14 protein-coding genes are annotated in these 16,593 nt (G+C 75.3%); all 14 read left to right on the top strand.

What is annotated here, in order from left to right; translation table 11 throughout:
• Positions 1-25 precede the first annotated feature (25 nt).
• The 14 genes from DSM104299_RS02550 (at position 26) to DSM104299_RS02615 (ending at position 16,586) form a co-directional block, all read left to right on the top strand.
• A complete protein-coding gene (locus DSM104299_RS02550) occupies positions 26-328 on the top strand; it encodes a hypothetical protein (RefSeq protein ID WP_272475716.1) in 303 nt (100 codons plus the stop codon).
• A gap of 79 nt (positions 329-407) precedes the next feature.
• Positions 408-881 (top strand): hypothetical protein, encoded by a 474-nt coding sequence (locus tag DSM104299_RS02555; protein ID WP_272475717.1) that lies wholly within the window; start codon positions 408-410, stop codon positions 879-881.
• 81 nt (positions 882-962) lie between these two features.
• The gene (locus DSM104299_RS02560) at positions 963-2,276 is read left to right on the top strand and encodes an RNA polymerase sigma factor (RefSeq protein ID WP_272475718.1); all 1,314 of its coding nucleotides are present in this window, start codon (positions 963-965) and stop codon (positions 2,274-2,276) included.
• Positions 2,277-2,346: 70 nt separating this feature from the next.
• Positions 2,347-4,044 (top strand): hypothetical protein, encoded by a 1,698-nt coding sequence (locus DSM104299_RS02565; RefSeq protein ID WP_272475719.1) that lies wholly within the window; start codon positions 2,347-2,349, stop codon positions 4,042-4,044.
• A 157-nt stretch (positions 4,045-4,201) separates the two neighbouring features.
• Positions 4,202-4,960: a hypothetical protein gene (locus tag DSM104299_RS02570; RefSeq protein ID WP_272475720.1), complete on the top strand. Its 759-nt coding sequence runs from the start codon at positions 4,202-4,204 to the stop codon at positions 4,958-4,960.
• Positions 4,961-4,998: 38 nt separating this feature from the next.
• A complete protein-coding gene (locus DSM104299_RS02575; RefSeq protein WP_272475721.1) occupies positions 4,999-5,388 on the top strand; it encodes a hypothetical protein in 390 nt (129 codons plus the stop codon).
• Positions 5,297-7,738, top strand: coding sequence for a hypothetical protein (locus tag DSM104299_RS02580; RefSeq protein WP_272475722.1), 2,442 nt, complete (start codon positions 5,297-5,299; stop codon positions 7,736-7,738). Before DSM104299_RS02575 ends, DSM104299_RS02580 begins: the two co-directional genes overlap by 92 nt.
• Positions 7,739-7,741: 3 nt before the next feature.
• A complete protein-coding gene (locus DSM104299_RS02585; RefSeq protein WP_272475723.1) occupies positions 7,742-8,137 on the top strand; it encodes a hypothetical protein in 396 nt (131 codons plus the stop codon).
• Positions 8,134-10,827, top strand: a complete 2,694-nt coding sequence (locus tag DSM104299_RS02590; protein ID WP_272475724.1) for a VirB4 family type IV secretion system protein — start codon at positions 8,134-8,136, stop codon at positions 10,825-10,827. Before DSM104299_RS02585 ends, DSM104299_RS02590 begins: the two co-directional genes overlap by 4 nt.
• A 6-nt stretch (positions 10,828-10,833) precedes the next feature.
• Positions 10,834-12,258, top strand: coding sequence for a lysozyme family protein (locus tag DSM104299_RS02595; RefSeq protein ID WP_272475725.1), 1,425 nt, complete (start codon positions 10,834-10,836; stop codon positions 12,256-12,258).
• A complete protein-coding gene (locus tag DSM104299_RS02600) occupies positions 12,258-12,815 on the top strand; it encodes a hypothetical protein (RefSeq protein ID WP_272475726.1) in 558 nt (185 codons plus the stop codon). The genes DSM104299_RS02595 and DSM104299_RS02600 overlap by 1 nt, the downstream gene beginning before the upstream one ends.
• On the top strand, positions 12,812-13,603 hold the full coding sequence (locus DSM104299_RS02605; protein WP_272475727.1) for a CpaE/TadZ family protein: 792 nt from the start codon (positions 12,812-12,814) through the stop codon (positions 13,601-13,603). Before DSM104299_RS02600 ends, DSM104299_RS02605 begins: the two co-directional genes overlap by 4 nt.
• Positions 13,600-14,193 (top strand): hypothetical protein, encoded by a 594-nt coding sequence (locus DSM104299_RS02610; RefSeq protein WP_272475728.1) that lies wholly within the window; start codon positions 13,600-13,602, stop codon positions 14,191-14,193. The genes DSM104299_RS02605 and DSM104299_RS02610 overlap by 4 nt, the downstream gene beginning before the upstream one ends.
• Positions 14,190-16,586, top strand: coding sequence for a hypothetical protein (locus DSM104299_RS02615; protein ID WP_272475729.1), 2,397 nt, complete (start codon positions 14,190-14,192; stop codon positions 16,584-16,586). The genes DSM104299_RS02610 and DSM104299_RS02615 overlap by 4 nt, the downstream gene beginning before the upstream one ends.
• Positions 16,587-16,593: the final 7 nt, after the last annotated feature.

Below are 16,593 nucleotides of genomic sequence, written 5' to 3' on the forward strand. Positions count from 1 at the left end.
GCGTCGTCCGCACTCCACTGGTGCAATGCCGATCGGCAATCAGGACCTCCACGAACCGGCGTTGCCGGCGCGGGCCGACGGCGCCAGCATCTCGCGCGTGATCCCCGAGCAGGCCTCGCCGCCGCCTCCGTCCTCGCCGTCCCCGCCGCCGCGGCTGGTGGTGCATGACGACCTCGTCGCCGTGTGGCGCGTGGCCTGCGCTGCGCACGCGGTCGCGTGGCGCAACTGGCTGACGGGCGCCGGCTCGGCCGTGGCCGTGCTCGCCGCGCTGAACCGCGAGGAGTCCGCGGCGCGCGCGCTCGCGAGCTTCCATCAGGCCGGGGTCTGAGCGCGGACCGAGAACGAGGGGGGCGGACCGCGGGGCTCGGGCGATGGAAGAGGTGGAAACCAACCCCCAAGGAGATTTCATGATCGCCACCTCCCTCCGCTCCACCCCCGCAGCCGCCGCGACCGCCGCGGTCGCCGTCGTGGGCGCCGTCGCGGCGCTCGCGTGCTCGTCGACCGCCCACGCGACGGTCAGCGACGCGCCGTGCGACACCTCGGTCCAGCTCGCGAAGACGGAGCTGCACGGCAAGGTCAACGGCAAGGACACGCTGCTCGCCAAGGTGTACGTCTTCGACGAGGGCAAGAACCTCTGCGCCGTGACGACCTCGGTCGACACGGAGGTGGACGGCGTCAAGAAGTTCATGCAGATCTCGCTCACAGTCGGCGGCAAGACGGAGACCGACAAGGGCCGCTTCGGCTTCTACGCGGGCCGCATCCGCCTCCCCGACGCCGGCGCCTGCTTCTCGGCGGAAGGGAAGGTGACGCTCGACTCGGGTGTGAGCGACGACAACTACGCCAGCTGCGCTATCACTCGCAAGAAGCCGATGCCGCGGTAGCGCGCAAAACCGCGGTCGCTGGAGGTCGCGTTCACGCATCCGGATCACGGGTGACCCGGGTGCCGCCAAGATGTGGTCGGCGTGTCTTCGACCATCGCGCCCAGCGTCTACGAGGAGCACCGAGCCTACGTGCTCGGTGTCCTCGCGCGGCGCTGCGGGTGGATGGAGGCCGCCGATCGCGAGGCGATCCTCCACGACGCGTATGCCGTGCTGCTGGAGAAGCAGCGCGACGGCGCGCTCGACCTCGACGGCATGAACGTCCACCAGGTTCGCGCCTACCTGACGCAGACCGCGCTGCACAAGGCGCTGGGCGAGGGCGACCGCGCGCACCGCAAGCGGTCGGTCGCGCTGGAGGAGGGCGGGCTCGACGCGCCCGACGGCGCGGCCGCCACCGCCGACCTCCTCGCGCGCGACTTCGAGAGCGCGCGGCTGCGCGAGATCGTCGCCGAGCTGCCCGAGCGCCAGCAGGTCGTCATCGCGCTCCGCTACTACTTCGATCGCACGCCCGACGAGGTGCAGAGCTACCTCGGGGTCACCGAGCGCGTGTACCGCCGCGAGATGGAGCGCGCGATGCGCACGCTGGGCGAGCGCTTCGCGCAGGTGCGCGAAGGCTCGTTCTGCGAGAGCCGTCGCAGCCTCATCCTGGCCTACGTGTCCGGGATCGCCGGGCCCAACCGGATGCGCGACGCGCGCCGGCACCTGTCCAGCTGCACCGGCTGCGCGCACTGGGCGCTCGAGCTGCGCCACGCCGCGCACCAGGCCGGCGCGTTGGTGCCGATCCCGCTGGTCGTTGGCGGTGCGATGGGCGACGACGGCGGCGACCGGCTCGTCGCGCTGACGCACGGCGCCCGCGGCTTGCGCGAGCGCGTGGCCGACCTCTTCACGGGCGGGCGCGAGCACGTGACGGGCCTCGCGGTCCGCGCCGACCCGGCGACGGGCTCGATCCTCGGGACCGTCCGGCCGGGCACCGTCGCGGCGGTCGTCGCCGGCTGCCTGGGCGTGGGCTCGACGGCGACCTACTGCGCGTTCGCGGGGCTGCCGGCCCCGCTGCGGGGAGCGCACCACGCGGCCCCGGCACCCAAGCGCGCGGCGGCCAAGGCGCCGGCCGTCAAGACGCGCCCGGTGGCGGTCACGACCACGCCGGCGGTCACGACCGCGGCCAGGACCACGACCGCCAAGAAGAAGACGACGGCCAAGGCGTCGTCGGCGTCGAGCAAGACCACGAAGCAGCGCCGGCGCGCCGCGGCGCGCAAGGTGGCGCGCCGGACCGCCCCGGAGTTCGGCGTCGAGGGCACCGGCACGGCCACACCCGCGGCGGCCCGGGCGCCGACCCCGGCCGCCTCCGGATCCTCGTCGGCCGCCAACGGGGGCTGGAGCCAGGAGTTCGGTCCCTGATCGCTGCGCCGTCTTGCGCCCTTCACGAATCCGGATTGGGCCCGGGTAGATCTCCACCCACAATGCAGCGATGCTCCCCAGCCCTCCTCCCTCGGCATCGCGCATCGCTCCCCGTCTCGCGCTGATGCTCGTGCTGGCCGGCCTTGCGGCCTGGCTGGCCGGTCCGGCCGCGCGTGCGGCACACGCCGGGTCCTACGTCGTCTACTCCTGCCAGGACCCGACCGGCGCCCCCGCCTCGACGTCCTCGTGGTCGTTCCAGTTCACCGACCCGGTGACCGACACGCACGACGACAGCTGCCCGCGCGGCGGCGTGCACGTCGCGCTGAAGGCGGGCGTCACGCATCCGTCCACGGCCGACGCCCGGATGTACTTCTGGGCGCCGGACAACACCGTGATCACGAGCTACACGCTGTGGCGGAGCGCCAAGGTCGCGGCGGGAACGCCGTACTGGTTCAGCGCGATGGAGCGCTACGGCCTCGACTGGCGCTGGGCCGGGACGGGCTGCAAGGGGACGACCAACAACTGCTCGGCGGTCGGCAACCCGTCGACGCCGCTGGCCGACGCCAACAAGTTCTCGCGCACGCCGCCCACGCCGGTCACCGGCATCGCGCTCTACGTGTCGTGCGGCAACGACAACGCGGGGACCACGGCCTGCCCGGCCACCAGCCCCGTCGCCGCCGAGACGTGGCTGCATCGCGCCGACATCACGCTCGCCGACGACAGCAAGCCGTCGTTCACCACCACGCCGGTCGGCGGGCTGGTCGACGCGACCGCGCCGGTGTCGGGCACGGCGTCGGTGTCGCTGCTGGCCTCCGACAAGGGCGGCGGGTTGACCCAGGCGATGGTCGAGGTCGACGGCACCGTCGTGACCTCCCAGCCGCTCGGCGGTGCCGGCGCCTGCGCGACGCCGTACACCGCGCGCACGCCGTGCCCGCTGAACGCGAGCGCGACGATCCCGCTCGACACCACCACGTTGGACGACGGGACGCACCAGGTCCGGGTCCTCCTCCAGGACGCCGGGGGCAACACGACCGCCTGGGGTCCCGTGACGCTGACGACGCACAACGCGCCGCCGGACGAGTCGTGCAACCCGGATCCGGCGGTCGGCGCGGACGTCGCGGGCGTCGGGCTGAACACGGGGCTGCTGCTCCTCGGCTCGCACTCGACCGGGATCGGGCCCGCGCGCGTCACCCTGCGCTACGCGACGAAGAAGCTGGCGAGCGTCACCGGCCAGGTCAACGCGGTCGACGGCACGCCGCTGGATGGCGCGGGCGTCTGCGTGGTGTGGCGGCCCGAGGGGACCACCGCGCCGCTGAGCGAGCTCGCGCGGGTGACGACCGACCCCGCCGGCCGGTTCAGCGTCGCGGTGCCGCGCGGGTCGTCGCGGGAGATCTTCGCGATCTACCGCACGCCGGCGGGCGCGGTGACGGCGCGGACGGTCGTCCGCGTGATCCCGCGGCTCACGATCAAGCCGTCGCACCGGTCGCTGCGCAACGGGCAGCTCCTGGCCCTGCGCGGGACGCTGTCGGGTGGCCCGATCCCGAGCCGCGGGGTGCTGGTGACCGCCGAGGCGTGGCGCGGCACGCGCTGGCAGCCGTTCGAGCAGACGCACGCCCGCGGCTCGTCCGGGAGCTATCGGGTGAGCTACCGCTTCGTCGGCACCCACGGCGTGCAGCGCTACACCCTGCGGGTCCGTGTCGCCGCGCAGGCCGCGTACCCGTATCTGGCGGGCGTGTCCAAGCGCATCCACGTGCGCGTGCACGGCTGAGCCCGGCCGCATAGCGGCATGGCGCGGCGCGTCCCGACCAGGTCGGGGCGCGCCGTTCGTCGTTTCGGGAGGGATGGAGAACGGCGCGCGAGATTGAGGGGGGCGGAGTCGGCGGCTTGCGCAATGGAAGAGGTGAAGCCCAACCGAGACCACCTCCGTGCCCGAGCCCGACACCTTCAACGCCGATCCCGCCGACAACCTGTTCGAGGCGCATGCCGAGCGTGCGCCCGAGCCGGCGTTCGACCCGGCGGCCGCGCCGGCGTCCGAACCGGTGGCCCGCGCGTACACGTGGGACGACGACCCGGGATCGGGGCGCTCCCGGCGCGAGGAGCTGCGCGAGACCGCCGACGACCTCCTCGCGCGGGCGCGCGACGGCATCGGCGCGCTCGTCGCGGCCCGGCCGCGCCTGGGGCGCGAGCCGCAGGCGGACAAGGGTCCGCGGACGGCCGGTCGCGCGCGGTTGATCGCGCCGGCCGCCGTCGGGATCGTCCTGTTGTTGGTGGCGATCGTCGTCGCGAGGCCCGGCGGCGGGTCGCACCAGCAGCAGCAGCCCGCGCGCGCCGAGCGGACGGTCACCGCCGCCGCGCCGGCGCGACCCGCGACGGCGCGACCCGCGCCGGCGCGGCGCCCTGACGCCCACCGCACGCCGATCACGCGCTACGCGGCGCGACCCGCCGAGGTCGCCGCGAGCGCGCCCCACCGGCATGCGGCGCGCCCGGCTCGCCGCCGCCACCGTCGTCACCGCCATGCGCGGCGCGCACCGCACCGGCGCGCGGCGCCGGCGCCGGCGAGCGCGCCGCCCGCGGCGGTCGCCCCGGCCCGGGCCCCCGCTCCCGCTCCCACTTCCACTCCCGCCCCCGCGCCCGCGCGAAAGCCCGCGCCCGCGCCCGACCAAGAGTTCACCTTCGAACGATGACTCATCAGCAGATTCCATCACTCTCAAGGAGGAAGGTAATGAAGCAAGCAGCGAACACCGTGGGAAGCCGCGCGCACGCGGCCTACACCGGCGTCGTCGTGGCCAGCCTGCTCGGCCTGGGGGCCGCGCTCATCGCGCTCGGCCCGTGGGCCCACGTCCTAGCCAAGGCGGCCGGGGTGGGCGGCGACGATCACAAGATCGCCACCGACAACACGGACGGCTTCGGCGACCTCATCAAGCTCGCGAACAACCTGACGAACGCGGCGATGATCCCGACGATCGCGATCGCACCGCTGGCGGCCGTCGCCGGCGCGTTCGCGCTGATGGTCGGCGGCGGTGGACGCCAGGGCGGCGGCGGCGTCAAGCTCATCGGCGGCGCCATCGGGGCCGTCGTGGTCGTCGCCGGCGCCAAGGGCCTGGCCTACTAGGGCGCCCGCGATGCCGGTGCTCCGCAACACCACCGCGGGCGGCGCGGCCGGACCCTGGCGGGTCGTGGCGCGATCCGCGCTGCCCGCGGTGCGGCGCCGGCTCGCCATACCGCGCACCTGGGGGCGGCGGCGCACGTTCCTGGTCGCGTTCGCCGTGATCGTCGTCGTCGCGCTGGTCTGGCCCGAGAGCGCCTCGGCGTTCCCGTCGGTCGACAGCATCATCAACAAGGCCATCGACAAGATCTCCAAGAAGTTCTTCGGCGTCAACCTCGATGGCCTCAACGGCACGTTCTTCACGTGGCTGGTCAACGCCCCCAACTTCGCGGGGAAGGACAACGGCCACATCGACGGCAAGCTCGAGGCGCTCGGGCAAGTCACGCAGGGCATCAGCTTCGCGCTGATCGGGGCGGTGATGACGTTCTCCGCCCTCCAGTACTGGCTCTCGGGCATCGCCGACTTCAGCAGCGACGGCAGCGAGATGCTGCAGGGCCTCACGCGCGGGGTGGGCGTGGCGCTGCTGATCACCGCGTGGCCGTGGATCTTCGAGAACTCCGTCGCGGTGTCCAACCAGGTCACGGCCGTGCTCGTCAACGGCAAGGACCTCGACACGCTGGCCGGCGCGCTCGTCGTTGCGCTGGGGGTGGCCAGCTTGAGCAGCATCGGGCTCGTGTTCGTGATCATCGTGGGACTGGCGACCGCCGGCGTGCTGATGGCGCTGATCGCGATGAAGGTCGCGGTGACCGCGACGCTGGCGGTGCTGTACGCCGGCATGCCGCTCGCGTTCGTCCTGATGCCGCTCAACGCGACGGCCTGGATCGCGCGGCTCGCGACGCGCAGCTTCGTGGCCGTGCTGATGATCCCGATCATCTGGTCGCTGTGCCTGGCGACGTTCATCGCGGTCGGCGTCGACTCGCTGACGTTCGGCGGCGGTGGCTCGATCGCCGACAAGCTCGTCAAGCCGCTCACCGCGCTGGCGTTGTTCTACATGATGTTCGCGCTCCCGCGCACGCTGATGAGGCTCGCGGCCCTGGGGTCGATCGTGCCTGGCATCGGCGGCGGCGGTGGCGGGCGGCGCGGTGGCGGCCCGGTCACGCAGCTGGGCCAGCAGGTCGCCGCCGAGGCCATCAGGCAGCATCTTCCGGAGGGCCTGATCCCGGACGACTCGCCGGGCGGCGGAGGGCAGCGCCGCAGCGGCGGAGACGGAGGCGGAGACGGTGGCGGAGACGGTGGCGGAAGTCAGCCTCGCAGTGGCGGCGCCTCGGGCGGCGGTGGATTCGAGGACGGAGCCTTCCCCGAATCCGGCTGGACCAGCGATGCCGGGACCGTCCACGACGGGGCCTACGGGCTGCCCACGCAGCCCGGCGCGGACATCGGCCCCGGCATGCAGGACATCGGGCAGCGCGCCGAGGAGCTCGGCAACATGGCCGCGGGAGGCCAGATGGCGGCTGGGCGCCAGGCCCTCAACGATCTGAACGCCGCCGGATATGGCGGCAGAGTCGGGCAGTACACCAACACGCACGGGCCCAACTCGACCGAGGGCCGCATGGCGGACGCCAGCATGGCCGCCGGGCTGTCGCCGGAGACCCAGGCGGCGTTCACGACCTGGGGCGCGCTCAGCCCGGGCACGCGGGACCAGCTGCTCAACGAGGCGTCGGCCGCCGAGACCGGCGGCGCCGGTGCGGGCGGCGGACCAGGCGCCGAGACGTCGGAGGCCGGCGGCACCGCCGCCCCCGGTTCCGGGAGCCCTCCCGGCCCCGTGGATCCGGGTATGGGCGGGAGCTCCGACCCCGGCGGCGCGCCCAGCGGCGGCGGCCCTGTGCCCGGGGATGGTGGCGCTGCGCCCAGCGGCGGTGGCGCTGCGCCCAGCGAGGGTGGCGCTGTGCCCGGGGATGGTGGCGCTGCGCCCAGCGAGGGTGGCGCTGTGCCCAGCGGCGGTGGCGATGGCCCGCCGTCGGGCTCCTGGTCCGAGGGCTCCTCGAGCTCAAGCGTCGGGGGCTCGGGTCCCGCGGGCGGCTCCTGGTCGGCACCGGGCGGCGACGGCTCCTCCGGCATGTCGGCGACCCCGCCGCGCGACGGCTTCGATGGCGGCTCCTCCGGCACGGCCTGGGTGGCACCGGACGGCGGCGACGGCTCCGACACGCCGGCGACCCCGCCGCCCCAAACCATCAGAGCGGGCGAGTTCCCGGGCGCCGAGTACTGGGCGAAGGGCGACGCGGCCACCCCGGACGGGTCGTCGGCCACCGCCGTCGCGGACGACCTGCCCCGATCCGGGCCGCCGGCCGGCGGAGGGTCCTCGGACGACTCCGCGCCCTACATCCCGCCCCCGGATGACGCAGGCCTGGACGGCTAGGCCATGAACATCGCCTACAAGCACCTCGACTCGAAGCTGCGCATCGGCGAGCTCACGATCGGCCAGTGGGTCTCCGTGGCGCTCGGCGTCGGCGTCGCCGGCGCCTGGGTGCTCTACATCCACCCGCCGCTCGGCGCGACGCTCACCGTGGTCACGGCCGTGTACCTCGGCGCGCTGCCCGCGGGCGCCGCCCTGCTGGCCGGCTCCTCGGAGTTCAACCTCTTCGTGATCCTGCGCTCCGCGCTGCGGTGGCGCCGTCACCGCTGGCGCTTCGTCCCCGGGCCCGGCGACCACGTGCGCGGATACGTGCTGCATCAGGACCCCGCCAACGCCCCGCGCGAGGCGCGCCGGCAGGCAGTGGTCGACCTCGACACCACCGCCCTCTGGGAGGACCAATGAAGCTGCGTCGCAAGACCAAGTCCAACACGAACGAGCACGGGCTGCCGGAGAGCGGCGAGCTGCTGCCGGTCGAGGCGCTCGACCGCACCGGCCTGGCGATCACCAGCGAGGGCGCGCTCGTGCGCATCCTGCACGTGATCCCGCCCAACCCGCTGATCCTGTCGGCGGTCGACCGGGCGCGCGTCGCCGCGTCGTTCTGCCAGATCGTCGCGCGCCTGCGACCGGGCCAGACGCTCCAGTTCTACGTCCAGGCGCGGCCCGTCAACCTCGACGACGTGCTGCTGGACTCCCGCCGCGAGGTCGCGGCGTGGGCCGGCGAGCCGCCCGCCAAGGGCAAGCCCGCGCAGGATCCGCTCTCGCTTTCGCGCTGGCGCCTGTACGCGGCGATGGAGGAGTCCTTGCGCCTGCACGCCGACCATCAGGCCGCGGTCCGGACCGACGCCTACGTGGTGGTCCCGCACGTCCCGGACCAGCGGTCCGCCCGCGCGCTGCTCCAGGCGCTGCGCCCGCGGGCGGCGGGGCGCATGGCCAGCGCGCCGCTGGACCGCGAGCTGACCGCCCACCGCCGCGCGGTGCGCGAGAGCCTCGCGCTCACCGACGCCGTGCGCTCCGAGCTCGACGCGCTGTCGGTCCCGACGCGGCTGCTGGACGGCGAGGAGGTCGCCGAGCTGCTCTGGGGTCGGTTCAACCCGACGCACGCCGACAGCGGGCGACGCCGGCCGCCCGTCCGCAACGAGGTGCTCGGCACGCTCGACGGCACGCGCGACCGCGAGGAGGCCAGCCGCGCTGCCGAGCGGCTGCGCGGCGCCATCGCCCGCTCGACGTTCGACTTCTCCTCGTCCAAGCGCTACGCGGAGATCGACCAGGACCTCGAGCAGACGATCTACACCGCGACGACGGCCGACGCGACGACGATGGGCTGGCTGATGGGCGCGATGATGACGCGCCAGCCGTACACGCTCAGCGTGTTCGCCAGCGCGCTGGACCGGCGGCAGGAGCGGCGGCGGATGAAGATGGGCTACCGCCGGATCTTCTCCATCAACCGCGTCGCCGAGTCCAAGGGGCGCGTGCCGGACTTCGATCGCTACGCGCAGGAGACCGAGGCGCAGCGGCTGCTCGTGGAGATGGCCGGCCACGAGCGCGCCAGCCTGTACCGCGTCGCGATCTACCAGTCGCTGCGCTCGCGCGGGCCCGACCCCGACGTCGCGTCGCTCAACGAGGCGGTGGACTACTGCGTGGACCAGATCGAGTCGGCGTCGGACTGCCGCGTCAGCCGCGGCGAGTTCCAGCAGCACGAGCTGTGGCAGTCGACGCTGCCGCTCGGTCGCGACGTCGCCCGCCGCACGCGCCGTTACGCGACGCGCAACGTGGGCGACACGATCCCGCTGATCGGCACGAGCTGCGGGTCGCCGAGCGGGATCCCGTTCGCCTTCAGCGACCCGGGCCGCACGCTCGAGCTGCTCAACCCCTACGACCGAACGCACTCCAACTACACCATGTTGGTCAACGGTCGCAGTGGCTCGGGCAAGACGATGGCGGCCAACATCATGATCTCGCGCTGCATCGCGCACGGCGCCCGCGCGTTCGTGATCGACCGCGCCGGCCACTACGGCGTGCTCACCGCGCTGGTGGCGGGCGCGCAGCAGATCGAGATCGGCGCCGACGACAGCCCGTTCGCGATCAACCCGTGGGATGTCCCGGACCCCGCCGACGTCAGCCTCGAGAAGATCGCGTTCCTGGTCTCGCTGCACGGCGTGATGATGGGCGACGAAGGGCTGACGACGCTCGAGCGCGCCCACCTCGGCGCGGCGATCCGCAGCGTGTACGCGCAGGCCGCGCACACCGGCAGCACGCCCCGTGAGTCGATGCTGCGCGCGGAGCTGCTGCAGCGGTCCCGGGCTGAGCAGGAGCAGGGCTCCAACGACGTCGCGGCGGTCCTGCGCAACCTGGCCGAGCGGCTCGGCGAGTACTGCGGCGAGGGCTCCTACGCCTACCTGCTCGATCGCGAGACGACGGTCCCGACCGACAGCCCGCTCGTGGTGTTCGACACGCGCCGCTGCCCGGAGATCGTGCTCCGCTCGGTGATGTTCGCGATGGTCGAGTACGTCACCCGCGCGATCGAGCGCCACCGTGACCAGTCTCGCTCGCTGTCGCACCAGCCCGACGCGCCGATGTTCACGGGCCGCACGGTGATGTTGATCGATGAGGCATGGCACCTCGTCGGGCGGCGCGAGACGGGCGAGTTCGCCAACGACCTCGCCCGCCGCGCGCGCCACCTCGGGCTGTTCCTGATCGTCATGTCCCAGCACATGTCGGACTTCGCGACCGAGCATGGCCTGGCGCTGATCCGCAACTCGACGATGCAGCTGTTCCTGTCCCAGCACCCGGACGAGATCCCGTTCGTCCAGGACGCGCTGCGGCTGTCGGACGAGGAGGCGGCGCTCATCTCCCGGTTGAAGACCGTCAAGGGCTCGCACGCGCAGATGTTCTGGGTCAACGGCGCGCGCGGCAAGGGCCGCGTGGCGCTGCGGATCGGGCCGCGCGAGTACTGGGCCTACACCTCGGACCCGCTGCGCGACGTGCCGCTGCGCGACGCCGCCGTGGCCCGTGCCGACGGTGACGTCTGGCGCGGCATCGTCCAGCTTGCCGCGTCGACGAGCACCAACGGCGACGGCAGCGGCCGGGGGTAGCGGGCGATGGACCCGGCCACCGCCACCGCCGTTCTGGAGGGCTCGAAGGTCGCGGGCAGCGCTGCCTCGAGCGCTGCCGCGGGCGGCGGCGCGGCCGGTGGCGGTGCGGCCGGTGGCGGTGCGGCCGGTGGCGGTGCGGCCGGTGGCGGCGCCGGCGGGAGCGCCGGCCTCGGCCAGCTCGGCCAGCTCGGCCAGCTCGGCCAGCTCGCGGGGTCCGGCGGTGGCGGGAAGAGTCAGAGCGGCGGCGGCGAGGCCCAGCAGTCCGGCTCCAACGTGCTGCTCGGCCTGCTGGGGGCGGTCGCCGGGCTGGGGCTGCTGCCGCTGATCGTGATCTGCGTCGTCGTCGGCGTCGTCTCCTCGCTGCTCGCGTCGGTCAACCCGTTGGGCAGCGGCAGCGCGGGCACCTCGTGGAAGTACCGCTGGCCGGCGGACAGCGGCATCCCCGTGGTGTACCGCCCGATGTACGAGGTGGCGTCCGCGCAGTTCGGCGTCAACCCGTACCTGATCGCGTCGATCCATCAGCAGGAGACGGACTTCTCGCGCAACCCGGCCGCGAGCCACGGGACCAACTCGTCGGGCGCGGCCGGGCCGATGCAGTTCCTGCTGACGACCTGGGCCTCCTCGCACGACAGGGCGTTCGCGGCGATCGCGGACCGCCGGCCGGCCGCCTATCCGCTGAACCGGCGCGATCTGTCGAGCTGCGACGGCGTGCCCAAGGACGTGGGCTGCGTGTACGACGACTTCGACGCGATCGCCGGCGCCGCGCACAAGCTCAAGGCCGACGGCGCGAACATGGATCTCACCTCGCCCGGCACCCACCGCGCCGTGTGCGCCTACATCGGCGCCTGCAGCGAGGTCGATCGATGCATCGAGCACTCGATCAACCAGTACTGCCAGGTGCTCCCACGGGCGCGCAAGTGGGAGCTCGAAGGGGGGCCCATGCCCGCGCAGGGCGCGGTGCCCATCGCGGGCAACGACGCGGGCAAGGCCGTCGAGTGGGCGCTGTCCCAGGAAGGCGTCGAGGAGAAGCCGAAGGGCAGCAACTGCGGCGGCCCGATCACCGCCTGGGCCCGGCGGACCGGCGTCGCGTGTGGCCAGGCGTGGTGCGGCGTGTTCGTGCACGAGGCGTACGTCCACGCCGGCATCGACCTGCCGAGCTGGATCGCGTCGGTGCCGGAGACGCAACGCAAGGCGCTGGCGGGCAACGGCGGTCTGATGGTCGTCCCGAAGGACCAGATCAAGCAGGGAGACATCCTGATCTTCCAATGGAACACCGGCGTCCCGGACCACATGGGCCTGGCTGCCGAGGACTACGCGGGCCACGGCACCGTGTCGACGATCGAGGGCAACACGAGCGACGGGGTGCACCGTCGCCTGGAGCAGCCCAGCACGATCGTCACCGTTGCGCGACTGATAAAGGGAGCAAAGTGATGACCAGAGGTGCCGTGGCGCTGGCCGCGACCGGCCTCGTCCTCGCCCTGGCGGGGTGCGGGGTGTCCGACCCCTACAACGACGCCAAGCACGCCAAGGCGACGACCGCCGCTCCGGCGACGACCGCCGCTCCGGCGGCGGCGGCGCCCGCGGCGAGCACCGCGCCGCCGCCGGCGACCGACGCCGCCACACCCGAGCGTGCGCTGTCGGCCGTCGCGCTGGCCTGGGGAAACTGGACGAGCGCGAACGTGCACGCCCAGCACGTGCGGGCGATCGCCCTGACCGCGGGCTCGGCCGCCAAGCTGCTCAAGGTCGAGAACCGCCAGCTCGAGGACGGCGTGGTCTCCGCGCCCGAGGACCTGCGCTCGCGCGCCACGGTGGAGGCGCTCACCGTGCGTCCGGGCGCGACGCGGCGCGCGGCCGTGGTCGTCACGCACGAGCAGCTGACGGGGCTCGGGCCGCTGGGCTCCAACAGCGACTACGTCGTGACGCTGGCGACCGTCGAGCGCCGCGGCGCCGCCGGCTGGGTCGTCACCCGCTGGGAGCGACAGTCATGAGCCCGCCGCAGCTGCGCGAGGAGCGCGCGGTCGACGTCGAGCGCGACGACGAGCGCGACGTCGCGCCGGCGCCGGCGCCGACGGCCCGGCCCACGACCGGCCCGCTGCTGGCCGTGGCCGGCCTGTGCGGCGGCGCGGGGGCGAGCACCATCGCGTTCCTCACCGCGCGCCAGGCCGCCCGCGCGGACGACCGCCCAGTGCTCGTCTGCGACACCGGCGGCCCGACCGGCGGCCTGGCGGCGTGCGCGCGCGTCGTCGCGCCGCGCTCGCTGCCCCGCGCCGCGGCCGCGATCGCCGCGCACCAGCCGCTCGGCGGCGGGCTGTTCGCCGACGCGGGCGGCGGGCTGCGCGTGATGGCCAGCGCGCCCGAGGCGCCAGTCGCCGTGGAGCGTCCGGCGGCCGCGCGCGTCCTGGCCGACGCGCGCGCCGCCCATCGGCTGACGGTCGTCGACTGCGGCGTGCCGTCCGAGCCGATCGACCACCAGGTGCTCGACGACGCCTCCCACCTGGCGTGGGTGCTGCCGGCCACCACCGGCGGTCTGCGCCGCGCCCAGCGGACGCTGGACCTGTTCGCGACGCTCCCCGGACGGCGCGAGGTGCTCGTGGCACGCCACGACGCGGCCGGCGCGACCGCGCCGATCGCGGCGCTCAAGGCGCTGGCGGCGCAGCGGCACGCGCCGCTGCTCCTCGTGCCCCACATCCCGGACCTGGCCGAGGAGTCGCCGGACGCCGCCCTCGACCTCGCGGGCGAGGCGCTCCAGGCGCTGGTCGCGGAGATGTGGCGATGACGGCGCTGCCGACGACGGCGCTGCGGCGCGCTGCCGCGCCGCTGGAGCTGCCGATCCTGCGGCGCACCGCCGCGATCGCGGCGGCCGTGCTCGGGGCGACCGCGCTGGTGGCCGTGACGATCCGCGCGGCCGGCGCCGGCGCGGCGCGCGACCAGCTCGACCTCGCGTTCGGCGGCCTGCCGCGGACGGCGGGCGCGGCCTGGACCGTCTTCGCGGCCAACCTCCGGCTGCTCGGCGTGACGTTCGTCGCCGCGCTCGTGGCGCACCTGACGTGCCCGCGCGACGGGGCCGGACGCGCCGAGCGGTTCTTCGGCCGGGTGCCCGTCGTGATCTGCGACGTCGTCCTGGCCTTGGGCTGCCTCCTGCACGTCGCGCTCGTCGGCGCGGCGCTGGGTGGCTACGGCCTGCGGGCGGCGGGCTACGTCCTGCCGCACGGGCCCGTCGAGCTCACGGGCTTCGCGCTCGGGCTCGCGCTGTACCTCGAGGCGCGCGCAGGGCGGCTCGTGCCGCGAGCCGCTGTCGCGCCCGCCGTCCTTGCTGTCGTCGTGCTCGCCGTCGCGGCGGGCCTGGAGGTGTTCACGGGCGCATGATCCCCCGACCCCGCACCGTGGTGCTGTGGTTCATCGGCTTCGTCATCTGGGCGCTGGTCGCGCTCTGGGTGGTGGCGACGAGCTCGATGCTCGGCGACGACGGCGGCGACGCCGCCAGGCACGCTCGCGACCTCCACGCGCCGGCCGCGGCGCGCGACCTCCATCCGGGACGCGCCGCGGCCGCCTCGGCCGACGCCGCCCACGACGCCGGCGGCGGGCTGCTCGGCGACCTCTGGGGCCTGGTCGAGCCGCCGCTCCTGATCGCCGTCGTCGGCGGCCTCGGCCTCGCCGGCGTGCGGGTCGTCGCGCGCCGCCGCGAGGGGCGCGTCCGGCTGCGTCTGCTGCCGCACCGCGACGAGGCGCTCGCGCGGCGCGACGTCGAAGGCCTGCTGGGCGCCTGCCACGAGCTGCTGCGCGAGACGCCGCTGCGCGCCGCCCTGCTCGGGCCGCCGACGCTCGGCCTCGAGCTGGAGACCGCGCCGGGCGCCGCCGGCACGTCGACCGCCGCGCTGGCGCTCGTGTGCCCGGGCCATCTGGTGCCGGCGCTCGAGAGCGCGCTCCAGGACCGCTGCCCGGACAGCCGGCTCGTCGCCGAGCCCGCGACCACGCAAGGGGCCGTCTCGACGCCCACGATGCACCTCATGCGCCCGCGCAGCACGCGGCGCCCGGGCACGGTGGACGGCGACCACGTCCTCGCGGTCCTCGACGTGATGGCGGCGACCGGCGCGCCGGCCCGCCTGCAGTACGCGCTCGCCGCGGCGCGGGCGCCGGCCGGCAGCCGGCGCCGCCCCGCCGAGGTCGGGTGGACGGACGCCGACGCCGACGCGCCCTTCGAGCCGACGCGGACGGCGACGGCCGCCGGGGTCGCGCCGGTGGCCGCGGCGGCCCGGACGCTGCCGATGACCTTCCACGTCGACGTGCGCGTCGCGGCGGCCAGCCGGCCGGCGTGCGTCGCGATCGCCCAGGCGGCGGCGGCCGGTGCCGGCGTGACGGTGCCGCGGATCGCCCCGCTGCGCGGCGGGATGGGCGCGCCGCTGCGCCGCCGGCCACGGGCGACGACCACGTCGGCCGAGCTGGCCGGCGCCTGGCACCTGCCCGCCGCCGCGCACGACGGGCCGCAGGTCGCGCGCTCGTCCGTGCCGCGGCTGTCGGCGCCGGCGCGCGTCTCGCGGGCCTCCGACGACGCGCTCGTGCGCGACGAGCGTGGGCCGGCCGGCCTGGACGACGCCGCCCGCCGCGCGGGCCTCGGCGTCTTCGGCGGCTCCGACGCCGCGCGCCGCGCGCTCGTCGGACGCTGGCTGGCACGGCGCGCCGCCGCCGACGAGGTGCCCGTCCTCGTGGTCGCCACCGCGCCCGGCGGCGCCGCCGCGGCGCGCGCCGTCCTGGAGCCGGAGCGGGAGGTGAGCGTCGTCGACCTCGCGGATCCCGCGGCGGGCTTCGACCCACTGGCCGAACCTGGCGAGCCGGAGGCCCTGGGCACGGCCGTCGCCGCCGCGCTGCTCGGCGCGGGCGCCGGCGACGTGCCCCAGGAGGCCCAGCGCGTGCTCGCGCTGTCGGTCGCGGTGGCGATCGCCGCCGGCCGCGCCGGCGCGCTCGAGGCGGCATCCGTGCCCCGCCAGGCGCTGCGGCTGCTCGACCCGTCCGAGGGCGTGCTGCGCGAAGGACTCGCGCGCGAGCTCTACCGCCGGCGGGGCGGCGCCGGCCTCGCGTCGTTCCTCGGCCACGAGCTGCCCGCCCACCTGAACGACGCCGCCGGCGACGCCGCCCGGGCCGCGCTCGACGGCCCCCGCGCGGACGCGCTCGGCGCGGCGGGCGGGGCCGGGCGGACCGTCGGCCTCGGCGACCTCCTGCGCCACCGGCAGGCGCTCGTCCTGGACGCGGCCGCGCCCGCCGCCGGGGCGCCCCAGCGCGGGGCGCTCGCCCGGCTGGCGCTCGCGGGCCTCGGGGCGACGCTGCGCGATGCCGCGCCGCCCGGCCGCTCGGCCACGGTTCGTGCTGCGCTCCTGATCGATGGGGCAGACGACGTGATCGACGACGCGCTGGCCGCCGAGCTGCTCGCGCTCGGCGACGCGGGCCTGGAGCTCGCGGCCACCTGGCGCTACGGCCGTCCGCTCGCCGACGCCGGCGCACGCTCCCGCGCGCTGCGGCTGCTCGCGCACCGCTGCCTGCTGGGGCTGGACGCGGCCGCCGAAGACGACCTGCCGGCCGCCACCGCGGTCTGCGACGACGTCCTCGCCGCCGACGAGCGGGTGCCGGACCGGGCGGCGCTGTCCGCGCGCGGCGCGCTCGCGCTTCCCGACGGCTATGCGCTGTGCAGTTGGGCGTTGGACGGCGCCGGGCGGGCGACGTTCATCGCCCGCGCGGTGCCCATCGGCGCGGCGGCCGGCAACTGACGGGGGC

This window comes from Baekduia alba (assembly GCF_028416635.1).
In the GTDB taxonomy this organism is placed as follows: Bacteria; Actinomycetota; Thermoleophilia; order Solirubrobacterales; family Solirubrobacteraceae; genus Baekduia; species Baekduia alba.

Coding starts and splice junctions, on each gene's coding strand:
- DSM104299_RS02555 (WP_272475717.1), top strand. CDS start 408: ATGATCGCCACCTCCCTCCGCTCCACCCCCGCAGCCGCCGCGACCGCC.
- DSM104299_RS02575 (WP_272475721.1), top strand. CDS start 4,999: ATGAAGCAAGCAGCGAACACCGTGGGAAGCCGCGCGCACGCGGCCTAC.
- DSM104299_RS02615 (WP_272475729.1), top strand. CDS start 14,190: ATGATCCCCCGACCCCGCACCGTGGTGCTGTGGTTCATCGGCTTCGTC.
- DSM104299_RS02590 (WP_272475724.1), top strand. CDS start 8,134: ATGAAGCTGCGTCGCAAGACCAAGTCCAACACGAACGAGCACGGGCTG.
- DSM104299_RS02565 (WP_272475719.1), top strand. CDS start 2,347: ATGCTCCCCAGCCCTCCTCCCTCGGCATCGCGCATCGCTCCCCGTCTC.
- DSM104299_RS02595 (WP_272475725.1), top strand. CDS start 10,834: ATGGACCCGGCCACCGCCACCGCCGTTCTGGAGGGCTCGAAGGTCGCG.
- DSM104299_RS02610 (WP_272475728.1), top strand. CDS start 13,600: ATGACGGCGCTGCCGACGACGGCGCTGCGGCGCGCTGCCGCGCCGCTG.
- DSM104299_RS02585 (WP_272475723.1), top strand. CDS start 7,742: ATGAACATCGCCTACAAGCACCTCGACTCGAAGCTGCGCATCGGCGAG.
- DSM104299_RS02600 (WP_272475726.1), top strand. CDS start 12,258: ATGACCAGAGGTGCCGTGGCGCTGGCCGCGACCGGCCTCGTCCTCGCC.
- DSM104299_RS02605 (WP_272475727.1), top strand. CDS start 12,812: ATGAGCCCGCCGCAGCTGCGCGAGGAGCGCGCGGTCGACGTCGAGCGC.
- DSM104299_RS02550 (WP_272475716.1), top strand. CDS start 26: ATGCCGATCGGCAATCAGGACCTCCACGAACCGGCGTTGCCGGCGCGG.